17 protein-coding genes are annotated in these 15,330 nt (G+C 67.7%); 5 read left to right on the top strand and 12 right to left on the bottom strand.

Annotated features, from left to right (window positions below; genetic code table 11):
- From VLK61_RS20625 to xoxF, 12 genes are all read right to left on the bottom strand, one after another.
- The coding region (locus VLK61_RS20625) for a thioredoxin family protein (protein WP_325423508.1) at positions 1 to 395 on the bottom strand (395 nt) is incomplete at its 3' end.
- A 15-nt stretch (positions 396 to 410) separates the two neighbouring features.
- Positions 411 to 1,265, bottom strand: a complete 855-nt coding sequence (locus tag VLK61_RS20620) for a quinoprotein dehydrogenase-associated SoxYZ-like carrier (protein ID WP_325423507.1) — start codon at positions 1,263 to 1,265, stop codon at positions 411 to 413.
- 37 nt (positions 1,266 to 1,302) lie between these two features.
- A complete protein-coding gene (locus VLK61_RS20615) occupies positions 1,303 to 2,259 on the bottom strand; it encodes an MBL fold metallo-hydrolase (protein ID WP_325423506.1) in 957 nt (318 codons plus the stop codon).
- A 160-nt stretch (positions 2,260 to 2,419) separates the two neighbouring features.
- Positions 2,420 to 2,953: an SRPBCC family protein gene (locus VLK61_RS20610; protein ID WP_325423505.1), complete on the bottom strand. Its 534-nt coding sequence runs from the start codon at positions 2,951 to 2,953 to the stop codon at positions 2,420 to 2,422.
- A gap of 64 nt (positions 2,954 to 3,017) precedes the next feature.
- A complete protein-coding gene (locus VLK61_RS20605) occupies positions 3,018 to 4,001 on the bottom strand; it encodes a YncE family protein (protein ID WP_325423504.1) in 984 nt (327 codons plus the stop codon).
- 33 nt (positions 4,002 to 4,034) lie between these two features.
- On the bottom strand, positions 4,035 to 4,898 hold the full coding sequence (locus tag VLK61_RS20600; protein ID WP_325423503.1) for a quinoprotein dehydrogenase-associated SoxYZ-like carrier: 864 nt from the start codon (positions 4,896 to 4,898) through the stop codon (positions 4,035 to 4,037).
- A 6-nt stretch (positions 4,899 to 4,904) separates the two neighbouring features.
- The gene (locus tag VLK61_RS20595) at positions 4,905 to 5,264 is read right to left on the bottom strand and encodes a hypothetical protein (protein ID WP_325423502.1); all 360 of its coding nucleotides are present in this window, start codon (positions 5,262 to 5,264) and stop codon (positions 4,905 to 4,907) included.
- A gap of 20 nt (positions 5,265 to 5,284) precedes the next feature.
- A complete protein-coding gene (locus VLK61_RS20590; RefSeq protein WP_325423501.1) occupies positions 5,285 to 5,986 on the bottom strand; it encodes a hypothetical protein in 702 nt (233 codons plus the stop codon).
- 5 nt (positions 5,987 to 5,991) lie between these two features.
- Complete coding sequence (locus VLK61_RS20585; RefSeq protein WP_325423500.1) at positions 5,992 to 6,816, bottom strand: S1 family peptidase; 825 nt, start codon at positions 6,814 to 6,816, stop codon at positions 5,992 to 5,994.
- 31 nt (positions 6,817 to 6,847) lie between these two features.
- Entirely contained in the window at positions 6,848 to 7,687 is an 840-nt protein-coding gene (locus VLK61_RS20580) for a substrate-binding domain-containing protein (protein ID WP_325423510.1), read from the bottom strand.
- Between the two features lie 32 nt (positions 7,688 to 7,719).
- Positions 7,720 to 8,109 carry a c-type cytochrome gene (locus VLK61_RS20575; RefSeq protein WP_325423499.1) on the bottom strand — a complete coding sequence of 130 codons (390 nt, stop codon included), beginning with the start codon at positions 8,107 to 8,109 and terminating at the stop codon, positions 7,720 to 7,722.
- An 88-nt stretch (positions 8,110 to 8,197) separates the two neighbouring features.
- The gene (gene xoxF, locus VLK61_RS20570; protein WP_414636836.1) at positions 8,198 to 10,018 is read right to left on the bottom strand and encodes a PQQ-dependent ethylene glycol dehydrogenase XoxF; all 1,821 of its coding nucleotides are present in this window, start codon (positions 10,016 to 10,018) and stop codon (positions 8,198 to 8,200) included.
- A gap of 520 nt (positions 10,019 to 10,538) precedes the next feature.
- Here xoxF and VLK61_RS20565 point away from each other — a divergent pair.
- Genes VLK61_RS20565 through VLK61_RS20545 form a run of 5 tightly spaced genes read left to right on the top strand, consistent with a single transcriptional unit; the run spans position 10,539 to position 15,326 of the window.
- Entirely contained in the window at positions 10,539 to 11,252 is a 714-nt protein-coding gene (locus VLK61_RS20565) for an ABC transporter ATP-binding protein (protein ID WP_325423498.1), read from the top strand.
- 39 nt (positions 11,253 to 11,291) lie between these two features.
- Entirely contained in the window at positions 11,292 to 12,260 is a 969-nt protein-coding gene (locus VLK61_RS20560; RefSeq protein WP_325423497.1) for a PQQ-dependent catabolism-associated beta-propeller protein, read from the top strand.
- Positions 12,257 to 13,432, top strand: a complete 1,176-nt coding sequence (locus VLK61_RS20555) for a branched-chain amino acid ABC transporter substrate-binding protein (RefSeq protein WP_325423496.1) — start codon at positions 12,257 to 12,259, stop codon at positions 13,430 to 13,432. The genes VLK61_RS20560 and VLK61_RS20555 overlap by 4 nt, the downstream gene beginning before the upstream one ends.
- Entirely contained in the window at positions 13,429 to 14,343 is a 915-nt protein-coding gene (locus tag VLK61_RS20550) for an ABC transporter permease (protein WP_325423495.1), read from the top strand. Before VLK61_RS20555 ends, VLK61_RS20550 begins: the two co-directional genes overlap by 4 nt.
- A complete protein-coding gene (locus tag VLK61_RS20545) occupies positions 14,340 to 15,326 on the top strand; it encodes a tripartite tricarboxylate transporter substrate binding protein (protein ID WP_325423494.1) in 987 nt (328 codons plus the stop codon). The genes VLK61_RS20550 and VLK61_RS20545 overlap by 4 nt, the downstream gene beginning before the upstream one ends.
- Positions 15,327 to 15,330: the final 4 nt, after the last annotated feature.

The following is a 15,330-nucleotide window of genomic DNA, read 5'->3' as shown; positions in this document are numbered from 1 at the left end:
CGCTCGTCACCGATCGAACGCTGGAACTCCGCATAGGGCAGGCTACTGGCGCCGACCCGGATGTACAGCTGCTGCGCCGTGACCGACAGGTTGCTGCGCAAATCGACCACCAGGTATTGCTTGGAAAAGTGCGGTACCAGCTCGGCTGAATTGCGGTCGAGGAAGGCCTCGTACTTTCGGCAATAGGCGCAATCGCTGGCGCCGAGGTAGACGTACAGGCGCTTGTGCTCGCGCCGCGCTTGCTGCAGTGCCGCCGTCAGGTCGAACTCATGGCGTTGCGGCAGGCCGCTGGGCTGCACCACCCGCGGTGAATAGGCCGCCGGCAAGCCGGCCCAGGCGCTGCAGCAGAGCAGCAGGGCGCCCAGCAATGCGACCCGCGCGAGAAAGGCTGGCATGCCGGGCCTGCGCCTTCAGCCCACGGCGAGCGTGCCGACGAACTGCCCGTCCTTCGAATCGGTGACCTCGGCGCGCAACTCGCCGCGGCCATGCGGCACGAAGTTGAAGCGCCAGCTCGGGTTCTCGCTGACCGAGAAGTCCAGCTCCGCGTCGAACAGCTTGCGCTGCGCGTAGCTGACGCGGATGGAACGCACGAAGTGCGGCGGGATGTACATGACAGTGACTTGGTTCAGCTCGAAACCGGTGTCGTTGGGGTGGATCACCGTCACATCGGCGGTATTCACTTCGTTCAGCTTCAGCGTGCCCGGGACCTTGAGCAGGGTCTTGCCGATCAGGTGCAGTGACTCGCGATTGGGCGGTGCCGAGCAGCCGCCGGAGGTCTTGACGTAGCGTGAATCCATGTGCAGCTGCCCGTTCGACAACTCGCTGACCACGCGCACATGGCTGTATTCGTCGACGCGCAACCGGGTCTCGAAATCGGCCTGGCCGAGCTCGGGCGTGAGATCGAGCATCGCGGCCAGCGGCGACGGGTTCTTGTCGACCAGCACATACAGCCGGCGCACGTGCAGCGATGTCTGCTGCGCCAGCTTGGAAACAATCTTCACCGGCACCGAGGCGCCATAGGCCGCGCGCAGTGGCACGATCAGCTGCACCGCGCTGAGCAGGGGTTGGGCTTCGATGGGCCGCTGGGCAAACAGCTTTTCGCGCAGGCGCTCCCATTCAGGTGATGAATCGCCATGCGTCGCCGATGGCAAGCCGCCGACGGCCGCCAGCGCGGGCAAGGCCGGCGTGCACAGCGCCGCGCCGCCCAGGCCTGCGCGGGCGATGGTTTGCAGGGCGCTTCGTCGTGATAATTCGGATCGGTTCATGGTGCGTGGCGTCAGGTTCTGTGCTGCGGGTGCTGCGCTACTTGAAGAACAGCTCGCGCTCGAAGCGCAAGTAGGCGATCGTGGCGTTGCGCGGGTGGATGGTGTCGTACTGCTCCCACCGGCTGAACTCGGGCAGTGCCGTGGCTTCGGGCACGTCCATCAGCGAGGTGCCGGCTTCGGCGAGCGCGCGTGCGCGGGTTTCCAGCTGCACCAGGTAGCGTTCCACGGTGGTGATCAGTGGCGATGATGTCGCAGTGCCATGCCCGGGCACAAGCGTGTTCACCCGCAGCGCGCGCAACTCGGCCAGCGCGCGCTTCCAGCCGTCGAGGTTGGCGTCCTGGATGTCCGGGATGCGGCCGTGGTCGAGCAAACCGCCGCCGAACAGAACGCCGCTGGATTCGTCGAACACGGCGATGTCGCCGGGCCCGCTGCTGTGCCCGAAGTACAGCACGCGCACGGCGCGGCCGATCGCGCCGACCGCAGCGTCCACCGTGCCGTCCACCGCATGCGAGGCAGCGAACTCGCGATCGGGCTTGTACATCGTGGTGCCCTGCATCGCCGCGTCGCCCAGCGTCTGGCGCAGCTGCTTCAGGCAGGTGTCGCAGCGTGCGGCCATCAGCCGCGCCGTCTTCTCGTGCATGCCGATGGGGATGCCGGCCTCGCGGAAGGCCGCACCGCCGAACAGGAACTCCGGCCGCGTGTGCGTGACCAGCGCCAGGCGCACCGGCTTGTCGGTGACCTGGCGGATTGCGCGCAGCAGCGCCAGGCCGTGCGCATGCGATGTGCCGGTGTCGATGGCCAGCACGCCGGACTTGCCGACGATGAAGCCGGTGTTGCCGATGCGGCCCAGGTTCTGCGGGTCGGCCAGGCCGGCGGCGCCTCCGACCAGGTAGACGCCATTGGCCACCGGCACAACGCGCAGGGGCGCGCCGTCGGGTCCTTCGTGCAGCGCCGCGCTGGGCGGCCCATCGTGCGGCGAGGCGCAGGCGCTCATGCCGGTCAGCAGGGCTCCCGCGCCCAACCCGCAAAGGGCGATGGTGATCTGGCGGCGCGAAAACGTCACCTGCAAATATGGCTCTGCCACTTTGCTGGATCCCCACGGGGGACGGCCGGCTTCGGCCGGCCTGGGGGCGCTCATGACCTGCCGCCGGCCATCACTTGCTTTCGACGACCTTCTTCAGGTTCTCCAGCCCGGCTTTGTAGACGCCGGTGATCGCCCGCACCGCAGCGTCGTCGTTCTGCTCGGGCGGGGGGTTGTTGCCCGGGTGGCCGCGGTAGAACGCACCGCGCCATTCCACCAATGCCCGGCTGCCGTCCGCGCGCACGCTGATCGTCGAGGTGTAGTTGGTCACCGGCAGCGCGCCGCCGTCCTTGGCGCGGTAGCTGTAGCGCATGCCGGTGTCGTCGTAGGTCTCCAGACTTTCGCTCAGCGCGCCGCCGCCCTGGACCTTGAGCGAACGCACCGAGCCCACGGCATTGCCCTTGTCGGCCGGGCTCTCGGCGATGGCGGGATGCCAGTCCTTCAGCGCATCGAAGTTGCGGATCTTGGCCCACACTGCGGCGGGCGTGGCGTCGATGACGACCTGTTCGGTCACCTTCTGGCGGGTGGGTCCGTGCGCCGCGCCGGGGGCGGCAAGTCCGATCAGGAGAGCGAGTCCCGCGAGCGCGCGGGTTCCGGGATTCAGCATGTCAGGTTCTCTCGCGAGCGTGGGGGTTGCAGGGGTCGGGGAAAAGGAGCGTGGGTCACGGGACTCACGGCGGCAGCGGGCTGCCGATGAAGGCGCCGAAGCCGCGGCTGTTCTGTCCGGTGGCGATGCGGCTCAGCGTGCGGCCGGACTCGGCGTCGAGCACGCTGACGTTGTCGTCCATCCAGTTGACGACGTAGACACGATCGTCGTGCGCCGCGATGCCTTCGGGGTAGGCGAAGCCGTCCAGCGTGCGCAGCACGCGCAAGGTCTCGGCATCGATCACGCTGACGCTGTTGCCATGCTGGTTGGTCACGTACAGCAGCGTGCCGGCGTGGGCCAGCGCGGCGCCATAAGGCGCACGGCCGACGCCGATGGTGGCCAGTACCACCAGCCGGTGGGTGTCGATCACCGAGACATCGTTGCTTTGCACGTTCAGCGCGTACAGCCGTTCGCGGGCCGCGTCGAAGTGCAGCGCAAACGGGTGCGAGCCGACGGGCACCCGCGCCCGTACCCGGCGTTCGCGGGCATCGACCACCGCGACGCTGTCGTCGTCGCGCTCGGCGACGAACACGGTGTTGCCGTCGCTGTGCACCGCCACGCCGGCCGGTGCGCGGCCGAGGGCCACTTCGCCGTAGGGTGCCGTCGGCGTGCGCGGGTCGATCAGCAGCAGGCGGTTGCGGTACCAGTCCGCGGCCGCGAGCAGCGTGCCGTCGGGCGAGGCATCGAGGCCCACCGGTCCTTCGCCGGCCGGCAGCGTGGCCGCGAGCCGCTGCCCGCGCATGTCGATGACCGAGATCGTCTTGCTGTCGGGGTTGGAGACGAAGACCTGGCCGGCGCGGCTGGACGCCACCACGCCAGCCGGCGAGCGGCCGACCTTCACCGTGGCCACCACTTGCTGCAGCGCGAGGTCGATCACCGAGACATCATGGCTGCCCTGGTTGGTGATGTAGGCAAACGGCGCCGCCTGGGCCGGCGGCAGTGCAAGTGCCGGTGCGAGAGCGAGCGTGAGCCGCAGCAAAGCGACGCTGCCGCGGCAGCGTTGGCGCATCTTCACACCGACCGGCACGAAACGGGCCGCCGATCAGCGCCGCGGCTCACGCGGCGACAGCGTGGCGCCGAAGCGCAGGTCGTGCGAATCGACCACGGTGGCCTGCAGCGTGCCGGCCCCGCGCGGCAGGAAGTAGAAGCGGAAGATCGGGTTCTCGCTGATCGAGAAGTCGACGTCCGCGGACAGCACCGGCCGCTCGCCGTAGCTGACATCGACCCGACGCACGAAGTGAGCGGGTGTGTACTGGCGCGTGGACTGGTCCATCGCCAGCCCCGAATGGTTGGGGTGGTTGATCTGCAGCTGGGTCAGCACCGGCGTCGTGCCGGCCATGTCGCCCTCGATGCGAAAGCGCATCTGGCCCATCGCCGCCAGTGCCGCGCGCACATCGGTGCCGGGCGGCGCCGAGCAGCCGCCCGAAGCCTTGACGTAGCGCGTGGCCATGAACAGGCGGCCGTCGCTGGTCTCGGCCACGGCACGCACGAAGCTGTAGGCATCCACACGAACGCGGGTCTCGATGTCGGCACGGCCGCTGTCCGGCGTGAAGTGGAAGATCGCGGCAATCGGCGAGGGGTTGGCATCGATCAGCAGGTAGATGCGGCTGACGTGGCTGGATGGCGTCTGCGGCAGCCGCGTGCGGATGACGATGGGCACCACCGCGGCATCGACGGCGCGCGAGGGTGCTTCCAGCGTCAGCGTGTCCGCGCTGGCCGGCGCAATGCTGCGGCCTTCGAACAGGCTGGCGCGCACCTTGTGCCAGATGGCGCTGGCCTCCGGGTCGTCGCCGGAAGGCAGCTGGGCCTGCGCCGCGCCGCCCGCCGCCAGCATCAGTAGCAGCAGCACCGCCCCGGGCATGAGCAGGCGGGCCCATGCGCTGCGGAGGCGGTGCTGCAGGATCATCGGGTGCTACCGGGGGCCGGCGCCGATGAAGCAGGCCGCCTGGGCCTTGGTTTGCAGCTCGCGGTAGCGCGCGATCTGCGGCTTGATGGTTTCGTTGTCGCGCAGTTCGCCGCCGCGCTCGCCGCCGATCGAGACGGCCTTGGCCATGGTCGAGATCGTCACGTACTCGTCGAACTTCACCTGGGCGGCGACCTTGTCCAGCGCGCAGGAACACTTGTTGACCATCTCGAAGTTCGGGCCCGGGTTGGCGCGCATGCACTCCTGCACGTAGAGCACGCGTTCGACGGTCGGAAAGTCGTTGGCATGAGCGCCCAGGGCGGCCAGCAGCAGGGTGAAGCTCAGCGCAATGCGGGGCGGATGGGTCATGGGCTCGGGCTTTCGAAGATTCAGGGTTGGCGTGGCGGAGTGGCGGGCGTTGCGCCCTCGATGCGCAACTCCTCGACGAGCAGCGGCGCGGCATCGGCGGTCTCGCCGGCAATGCGGCTGCGGATGGCGTAGACACCGCCCGGCACCGCGTCAGACAGCGTGAAGAGGTACTGCTTGTTCGCCAGTTTCTCGAAACGTGGGCGCAGCGGGTCGTCCAGGTAGGGCGAGATGTCGATCTCTTGCCCGGCCACGTTGCGGCCCCGGTAGCTCAGCGTCACCGGGCGCAGCGCGGCCCCCTGGTAGACCGCCATGCGGATGCGCTTGCGAAAATAATTCGCCTGGCCCTTGGTGAGGCGCTGCATCTCGCGGATGTCGCGCTCCAGGAAGGCCAGGATCACCGGGTTGCCCTGGGCCGATTCCACGTCCGGCAGGCTCAGTCGGCGCTCGCCGCTGAGGAACTTCGCCGTCGCGGCGCAGCAGCTGCCGTCGGTTTGCGCGCGCAGCGCGATGCTCACGCTGTCGTCGAAACCGGCCTCCAGGCTGCCGCTCTTGCGGTAGCTGTAGTTCAGCGTAGCCGGCGGCTTCAGCGAGGCCAGCTGGTTGGTGACGAACAGCGCGCGCTCGGCTGGGGAAAAGTCCTCGGCCGCCGCCGCGGCAGGTGCCGCCAGCAAGGCCAGGATCAGGCAGCTGGTGGCGGCTGAGCGGCGAAACATCTGGGTCATGGTTCTCAGTGTCGGGCAGGCGGGCAGGGCGGCGGCGCGGGCGCGGCATGGCCGGGTTCGCCGGTGTCTGCCGCACGGGTTTCGGTGGCCGGATCGGCGCAGCGGCTGTCGCGTTGCAGCACGGCCGCCTTCAGGAACTGCGGCTGGGCATTCGTGGGCTGCTGCCAGTAGGCCAGCTGTTCGGTCTCGAAGGGCTTGATCGGGCGGAACTGCTCCGGCGTGGTGGTCTCCAGCAACTGCCGCACCCATTCCACCGGCGCGGCGAAGTAGTGCGCGGCGCCGCCGCGCAGGCGGAAGGTCAGGATGCCGACCAGGCGGCCCTGATCGTCGAACAGGCCGCCGCCGCTGGCGCCGGAGCTGAAACGGTTGGAGGCCTGGATCACCTGCGCACCATCGTGGCGGTGCAGCGCCACCACTTCGCCGGCACTGTGCTGCATCACCGTGCCGCCGGTGAAGCCGTGCGCCGTCAGCGGCTGGCCGACTGTCAACTCGGCGCCCTGGCCCAGCGGCACGGCGCGGGCCTGGATGCCGGGCACATGCAGCAGGCACAGGTCGTGATCGATGTTCACGGCCTGGCCGGCCGCGAACCAGCGCATGCCGCCGCGCACGACGTGGATCTCCCGCGCTTCACGCGTCACATGGCAGTTGGTGATCAGCTTGTCGACATCGACCATCACGCCCGAGCCGAAGGCATAACCGCCGCTGACCCGTGGTGCCTCGATGCGCAGCACGCTGGCGCCCAGGCTCACGTGCCCGGCGAGCTCAGGCTGCGCCAGTGCGGGCTGGCACAGCAGCCCGCCAAGCAGCAGTAGCAGCGGCAGGCGGATCATGGCGTGCGGTCGTGTGGAGTCGCAGCAGGGGTCACTTTCCCGGTGCAGAGAAGGATTCATCGACCAGCGGCACACCATACTCCTTCAGGATGGCCAGGATCTCGGTGCGCCGCGATTCGAGCAGGGATTCGACCTGCTGCTTCCACTCACGCTCGCCGTAGCGCACGCCCATGGCCATCGGGTAGTCGAAGCGGATGCCGGGCTCGGATTGCATCGGCACCACCGCCAGCGCCGGGCTCTTCACCCGTTGCGCGAAGTAGCCCGCGATCGGGCCCCAGACGATGGCCACGTCGAGCTTGCCGCTGGCCAGGTCTTTCTCGATGATCTCGCCGGGGTATTGCTGCGGGTCGGCATTCATCATCTTGTAGGGCACGCCGCGTTCGACCAGGCCATGGCGGCTCAGCCATTCCGAGGCGGGCGAACGGTCGTAGATGCCGATGCGCAGCTTGGACAACTTGGCCGGATCGAGCCGCAGGAACTCTGCACTCGACGTGACCTGGTCCAGGCCTTTGCCGCGCGGGAACACCAGCGCGTAGGTCGACCGGTAATAGGGCTTGGTGGTCGACACCTGGTCGAAGCCGGCGGGCACACCCATCACGATGTCGCAGGGGTAGTCCTCGCCGGGTAGCTTGTAGCGCAGCGTATTGCGGATGAAGGCCAGGCGCTGCGGGAACGAGTAATAGGTCACCGGCAGGCCCAGCGCCTTGCCGAAGACCTCGGCAATGCGGTTCTCGATGCCTTCGCCCTGCGTGTTGGAGAACGGCAGGTTGTTCGGGTCCTGGCACACGCGCAAGGCCTTGCGCATGGCCGGTGTGTCCTGCTGCGCTAGCGCGGGCGAGCCCAGCGCTGCCAGCAGCAGCCCCGTGGCCATCAAGCGGAGGGACGATCGGGGCAGCGGCCGCGTCATGGCATCGGCTCGACCTTTGCACGCGTTATCGCGCCATCGGAGCGGCCCTTGAGGTAGGCATAGAGCTGGTCCATGTTCTCCATCACCTGCGGGCTGGTGCCGAAACTCTGCATGCCTTTTTCCAGCCGGCCATCTCGCACGGTCTTGACGAATTCTTCCTTCGTCAGCGTCTTCAAGGCGGTCACCAGCGAGGGGCCGACCATGCCTTCCTGGTTGGCGCCGTGGCAGCGGTCGCAGGCCGCTGCGCGCCAGGTGCGAAAGCCCTTCATCGTCTCCGGGTCGACCTTGTAGCCGTCCACCACCTTGTAGGGAGCCGTGGGCGCCGATTGCGCGAAGGAGGTGCTCACCAGGAGGATCGTGAGCCCGAGCATGGATTTGCGAAACATCTTTGTATCACCCATCAAAAAAAGGGGACGGAGCCACTGGCGCCATCCCCCTCGGTTCAGGCCGTTGAAAAGCGCGGCCGTTATGTCATCAGTTCGGCAAGGCGAACACGGTCAGCGAGCCGCCGAGTTCGGTGTACTGATTCAGTTCACGGTAGCCACCCACGGCGCCAAGACCGTCGGTGTCTTTCTCGAGACCGGCTGCCATGCCGATGCCGGCCCAGCCGCCGATGCCGGAGAACACGCCCAAGAATTGCTTGCCTTTGTGTTCGTAGGTGAACACATTGCCAATGATCCCAGAAGGCGTCTTGAACTTGAAAAGTTCCTTCGTGATGTCCTTGGCGTCAACACACTTCAGGTAACCCTCCAGCGTGCCGTAGCAGGACAAGCCGCCAGCGGTATTGAGCGAGCCGCTCCACACCGAGAACTTCTCGGCCTTGGACTGCACGATCTTGCCGGTGCCGGCATTCCACGTGATGTAGTTGCCCATGCCGCCGTGGCTGCCCGGTGCCGGGAACATCGACAGCGTGGCGCCCACATACGGCTGGCCCGCGGTGTATTCGACCTTGAACGGCTCATAGTCCATGCAGACATGGTTGGTCGGCACGTAGAAGAGCTTGGTATTGGGGTCATACGAAGCCGGCTGCTGGTCCTTGCTGCCCAACGCCGCCGGGCAGACGCCCTTGGTGTTGACATCCGGGCCATTCTTTGCGGTCGAGTACTTCGCCACCACCTGCGGCCGTCCGGTCTTCATGTCCACGTGCGTGGCCCAGTTGACCTTCGGGTCGTACTTCTCGGCCACCAGCAGTGCACCGCTGACGCGGTCCATCGTGTAGCCAAAGCCGTTGCGGTCGAAGTGCACCAGCGCCTTGGTCGCCTTGCCCTTGACGTCGATGTCCGCCAGGATCATTTCATTGATCCCGTCGAAGTCCCATTCGTCGTAAGGCGTCATCTGGTAGACCCACTTGGCCATGCCGGTGTCCACGTCCCGCGCAAAGATGGTCATCGACCACTTGTTGTCGCCAGGACGTTGCGCCGGATTCCAGGTCGACGGGTTGCCGGTTCCGTAGTACATCAGGTTCAGCGCCTTGTCGTAGCTGTACCAGCCCCACGTCGTGCCGCCGCCGATCTTCCACTGGTCACCCTGCCAGGTCTTGAGCGACGAGTCCTTGCCCACCGGCGCCATCTTGCCGTCGGTCCAGGTCATGGTCTTGTCGGGGTCGATCAGCATCTCGGCGTCCGGGCCCACGCTGTAGCCCTTCCACGCGAGCTTGCCGTCGGACAGGTTGTACGCCGCGATGAAGCCGCGCACACCCCATTCGCCACCGCTGATGCCGGTGATGACCTTGTCCTTGAAGACGTGCGGTGCATTGGTGTTGACAGCGCCGAGCTTCGGATCGCCGTTCTTCACCGACCACACCACCTTGCCGGTCTTGGCATCCAGCGCAATCAGCATGCTGTCTGCCTGCTGCAGGATGACCTTGCCCTCGGCATAGGCCAGGCCGCGGTTCACGGTGTCGCAGCACATCTGCGGGATCACCGCGGGATCTTGCTTGGGTTCGTATTTCCAGAGGATCTTTTGCGAGTCGAGATCGACCGCGAAGACCTTGTTGGGGAAGGGCGAATGCAGATACATCTTGCCGTCGACCACCAGGGGCGAGCCCTCGTGACCGCGCAGCACACCCGTCGAGAAGGTCCAGGCGACCTGCATCTTGCCGACGTTGCCGGTGTTGATCTGATTCAGTTTGCTGTAGCGCTGGTTGAACATGTCACCAGCCTGCGTCGCCCAGTTCTTCGAGTTGGCGATGTTCTTCTCGACATCCGCATTGGCCCGGGCCAAGTGCGGCGTTGCGAGAAGCGCCATTCCCAGAAGCGCCCAGGCGGGCCGAAGGGACTGCCAAGAAATTCGCATCGATGTCTCCTTGTGAAAGTGACCGGAGCCCGGTCGCGCAACACATCGTCCACCCGGCGAATGCGTCATGCGACCTCGAGAACTCGGCGTGCAGCTAACCGCAATTTCTGCGCCCGGTTTTTTGCGCGCCGTGGCAATGCGCTGATTCGCGCGCATTCCCGTGCTCTGCAACGCCGCCAGGCCGCCGCCCGAGGACAGGACTAACGCGAACTTCCCTCGTGACGCACCCAGGCTGCTGTCGACTTCGATGCGCCGACCTAGGGATGATCCTCATAGGGAAACCACGAGTGGGAAACGGGGCATGCACTGACGCGCGCGATCTGCCATTTCCCAGCCTGACACGCTGCGGTGAAAGCGTTGCATCCACATCGGCACAGAGTGTCTCGCCGTGACTCACCGGCGTGTCGTTTCGGTCGCTGTGCGGCGGGCCCATGGCTTGCTCTGCAGGCTATATCCTTGCGCCCCGACGCGAGCGCAGAAGAAACGAGTCCCGATGACGCTTCCCGAGCCGGCCCCCGCGATGCTGCGAATCAAGGGCCTGACCAAACGTTATGGCAAACACCCGGCGCTGCGGTCCTTGTCGCTGGCGCTGGGCGGCGGCAGCTTCGTCGCGCTGCTGGGGCCGAACGGCGCCGGCAAGTCCACGCTGTTCCAGGTGCTGACCGGGCTGTTCGCCGCCGACGAAGGCGATGTCGAGGTGGCCGGCCACTCGCTGCGCACGGCCGCCACGCGCGCCTTGCGTCACATCGGCGTGGTGTTCCAGCAGATCTCGCTGGACCTGGATTTGAGCGTGCGGCGCAACCTGTTGTTCCAGGCCGATCTGCAGGGCCTGCCGCGTGCACTGGCCAAGGAACGCATTGCACACGACTGCGCCGCGCTGGGCCTGGGCACGGATCTGGACCGCAAGGCGCGCGAGCTGTCCGGCGGCAACCGGCGCAAGGTGGAACTCGTGCGGGCCAATCTGCATCGACCCGCGGTGTTGTTGATGGATGAAGCCACCGTGGGGCTGGACCCGAAGTCGCGGCAAGACCTGCTGGCTGCCTTGCATGCCGATGTGCGCGAGCGCGGCACCTGCGTGCTGTGGGCCACGCACTGGGTCGAAGAGGCCCAGGCCGCCGACCGCGTGCTGGTGCTGCACAAGGGCGCGCTGCTGGCCGATGGCACGCCGGCCGCGGTGACGGCCACACTCGGTGAACCCACACTCGAAGCGGGCTTCATCGCCCGCACCGCCTGAATCGGCAACCCCTGCAGCAAGCCCTGACACGCACTCGACATGCATCCCCCATTCAAATTGACAGCAGCGCTCGTCCTCGCGCTCGGTACCGGCGCCGCGCTGGCCCAGGGCACGGCGTACGTGTCCAGCGAAAAGGACGACGCGATCACGCTGATCGACGTCAAGACGCTCGCGGTCAAGGGCACTATCGCCACCTGCAAGCGCGGCCGCCATGTGCAGCGCGCGCCCGATGGCACGCTGCTGGTGGCCTGCACCGATTCGAACGCGGCCGATGTCATCGACCCGGCCACCGGCAAGTCGCTGCGGCGCATCCCGCTCGGCGACGAGCCCGAGGCCTTCGACCTGTCGCCCGACGGCAAGACGATCTACGTCTCGAATGAAGACGAAGGCGAAGCCAGCTTCATCGACGCGGCCAGCGGCAAAAAGCTCAAGGCCGTGAAGGTGGGCAAGGAGCCCGAGGGCGTGAAGGTCAGCGCCGACGGCAAGACGCTCTACGTCACCTCCGAGGTGGCCAGCCTGGTCCATGTGATCGACGTGGCCAGCGCCAAGGTGGTCAAGAACATCAAGGTCGGCAAGCGGCCGCGGCGCATGACGATCACGCCGGACGGCAAGGAGTTGTGGGTCACCAACGAGCTGGATGCCAGCGTCAGCATCGTCACCATCGCCGACCACAGCGTGGCCGGCACGCTGAAGTTCCAGGTCAAGGGCGCGCGCGCCGAAGACATCACGCCGGTGGGCATCACGATGACGCGTGACGGCAAGCGCGCCTTCGTCTCGCTCGGCAAAGCCAACCACGTGGCCTTCATCGACGTGCCGGCGCGCAAGGTGACAGATCTGGTGCTGGTCGGCAAACGGGCCTGGAACGTCACGCTCGACAAGGCCGAGAAGCAGCTCTGGGTCGTCAATGGCCTCAGCGACGACGTCACGGTGGTGGACGTCGCCGGCGCCAAGGCGATCAAGAGCATCCCAGTCGGGCGCGTACCCTACGGCCTGGTGATCGTCGAATGAACAAAGGTGCCGCGTGCGCCGCCGCCGTGATGCTGGCCCTGGCTGTCTTCGTCCCCAGTGCACCGGCCGTGGCCGCCACGCTGAAAGCCACGCTGATCACGCCGGCCGATGACCCGCGGCTGGAGCGCTCGCGCGCCGAGCGTGCCTACCTGGGCCACCCCGGCGGGCCGGCGGAGGATGGCCTGGCACTCGCCCTCGACGAAGGCCAGTTCGAGCTGGAAGCGGTGCAGGCCGCGGTGGCGCTGAGCAAGCAGACCGCTGGTTCGCTGGAAGCCGCACGCGCCGCGGCGCTGGCCGCAGAAAAAGCCGGTGCCGCGGTGCTGCTGACCGACCTGCCCACCGACTGGATGCTGGCCGTGGCCGATGCCGTCAAGCTGCCGGTGCTGAACCTGTCCGACGCCGCCGACCGCGCGCGCCAGCAGGACTGCCGCGCGCGCCTGTTCCACCTGATGTCCAGCGAACGCATGCGCGCCGATGCATTGGCGCAGACGCTGACGGCGCGCAAATGGACCCAGGTGCTGCTGCTGACCGGCCCCAGCCCGCAGGACGCGGTGCGGGCAGCCACTGCGCAGGCCGCGATCAAGCGCTATGGCTTGAAGCTGGTGGCCAGCCGGCCGTTCAAGCTCTCGGCCGACCCGCGTGAGCGGGATCTGGCCAACCCGCTGTTGCTGACCGCCAGCGCCGGCTACGACGCCGTCTGGGTGGTGGACAGCGACGGCGAATTCGCCCGCTCGCTGCCCTACCGCACGGTGCTGCCGCGGCCGGTGGTCGGCGACGCCGGCCTGGTGGCCGTGGCCTGGCACGCGCAGTTCGAGCGTTATGGCGCACCGCAGGTCTCGCGCCGCTTCGCCAAGGCGACCAAGCGGCCGATGACGGCGCACGACTGGGTGGCCTGGCTGGCCGGCAAGGCGCTGGTCGGCGCTGCCGCGGCGGCGCCCAAGGGACCGAACGCCGCCTGGGCCAAGGCACTGGCCGGCACACCGATCGACGGCTCCAAGGGCACGCTGATGAGCTTCCGCCCCTGGGACGGCCAGCTGCGCCAGCCGCTGCTGCTGACCGACGGCCAGGGCGTCATCGCGCAGGCCCCGATCGACGGCCTGCTGCATCCCACGAACGTGCTCGACACGCTGGGCGCCGATGCGCCCGAGAAAGCCTGCAAGGTGGCGCGATGAGCGAACACAACACCTCAGCAGCGCGTGGCGGGCCGCCGCAGGCCGGCCTCCTGGCCGGATCGGCCGCCGCCAGCGCCGAGCGCCGGAGCGCCATCCCCCATGCCTTGCAGGCCCTGCGCGCCATCGTGCTGCGCGAGCTGCTGAAGTTCTCGCAGCAGACCGGCCGCCTGGTCTCGGCACTGGTGCGTCCGCTGCTGTGGCTGGCGGTGTTCGCCGCGGGCTTCCGCAATGTCTTCGGCGTGGCCATCGTCGAGCCCTACGACACCTACATCCCCTACGACGTCTACATCGCGCCGGGCCTGGTCGGCATGGTGCTGCTGTTCAACGGCATGCAATCGTCGCTGGCGATGGTCTACGACCGCGAGATGGGGCTGATGCGCCTGCTGCTCACCGCGCCGCTGCCGCGCGCCTGGCTGCTGTTCTGCAAGCTCAGCGCGACGGCGCTGCTCTCGGTGCTGCAGGCGCTGGCCTTCGTGGTCGTGGCGGCGCTGCTCGGCACCGAACTGCCGCTGCTGTCGCTGGCCGGCCTGCATGCGCTGGCCGCGCTGCTGGCCGGCGCCTTGATGCTGGGCGCGCTGGGGCTGCTGCTGTCGGTGCACATCAAGCAACTGGAGAACTTCGCCGGCACGATGAACTTCGTCATCTTCCCGATGTACTTCCTGTCCACCGCGCTGTACCCGCTGTGGAAGCTGCAGGAGTCCGGCGCCGAATGGGTCTACCAGCTGGCCCGCTTCAACCCGTTCACCCATGCGGTGGAGTGGATCCGCTTCGCGCTCTACGCCAAGGACCCCGGGTTCGCGCCCTGGGTGGTGCTGGGCTGCGGGCTGGTGTTCTTCACGCTGGCCTGCTGGGGCTACGACCCGCAGCGCGGCTTCGGCGGCTTGACCAAGCGCGGCGGTGGCCCGCCATGACGCGGCGGCGCGAATGGCTGCTGGCGGCAGCGTCGCTGGGTCTCGGCGGGTTCGGTGCTGCGGACGTGCATGCGGCGCCGGCGGGCAACGGCTACCCGCAGAAACCGATCACGCTGTGGGTGCCCTGGGCCGCGGGCGGCGCCACGGACATCACGCTGCGCCTGCTGGCCGAACTGGTCTCGGTGCACCTCGGCCAGAGCGTGCATGTCGAGAACCGGGCCGGCGCCGGCGGCACGCTGGCGATGCCGATCCTGCAGCAGGCCGAGCCCGATGGCTACACCATTGCCCAGATCCCGCAGCCGGTGCTGCGCGCGCCGCACACGCAGAAGGTGCTGTGGGACCCGGTGCGCGATGTCACGCCCATCATCCAGATCTCGGGCGTGACCTTCGGTCTGCTGGTGGGCGCGGCCAGCAAGTTGCGCAGCCTGGACGACGTGTTCGCCTTCGCCCGTGCGCACCCGGGCGAGCTGAGCATCGCCACCAATGGCGTCGGCACCACGCCGCACATCGTGCTCGAAGAACTGTTCACCGCACGCGGCCTGCGCTACATCCACGTGCCCTACAAAGGCACCTCCGAGCTGACGCTGGCGGTGGACACCGGGCAGGTGATGGCCGGCGTCAACTCCACCGGCTTCGCGCCCTTCGTCGATTCGGGCCGCCTGCGCCTGCTGGTCACGCTGGCGGCCAAGCGCTCGCCGCGCTGGCCGCAGGTGCCCACGCTGAAGGAGTTGGGCCACAACATCGTGGCGATGTCGCCCTATGGCCTGGGCGGCCCGCGCGGCCTGCCGCCGGCGGTGGTGACGGTGCTGCACGACGCGTTCAAGAAAGCGATGCACGAGCCGCAGTTCGTGCAGGAACTCGCCAAGTACGACCAGGTGCTGGACTATCTGGGTCCGGTCGAATACGGCCAGTGGCTGCGCGAGCAGTACGTCAAGGAGCGCTTGATGGTTGAGCGCATGGGCTTGTCGCGTGTCGGGTCCTGAGCAA

Source organism: Aquabacterium sp., assembly GCF_035476535.1.
Taxonomy (GTDB): Bacteria; Pseudomonadota; Gammaproteobacteria; order Burkholderiales; family Burkholderiaceae_C; genus Pseudaquabacterium.
This window is presented reverse-complemented; position numbering and strand designations above follow the sequence as displayed.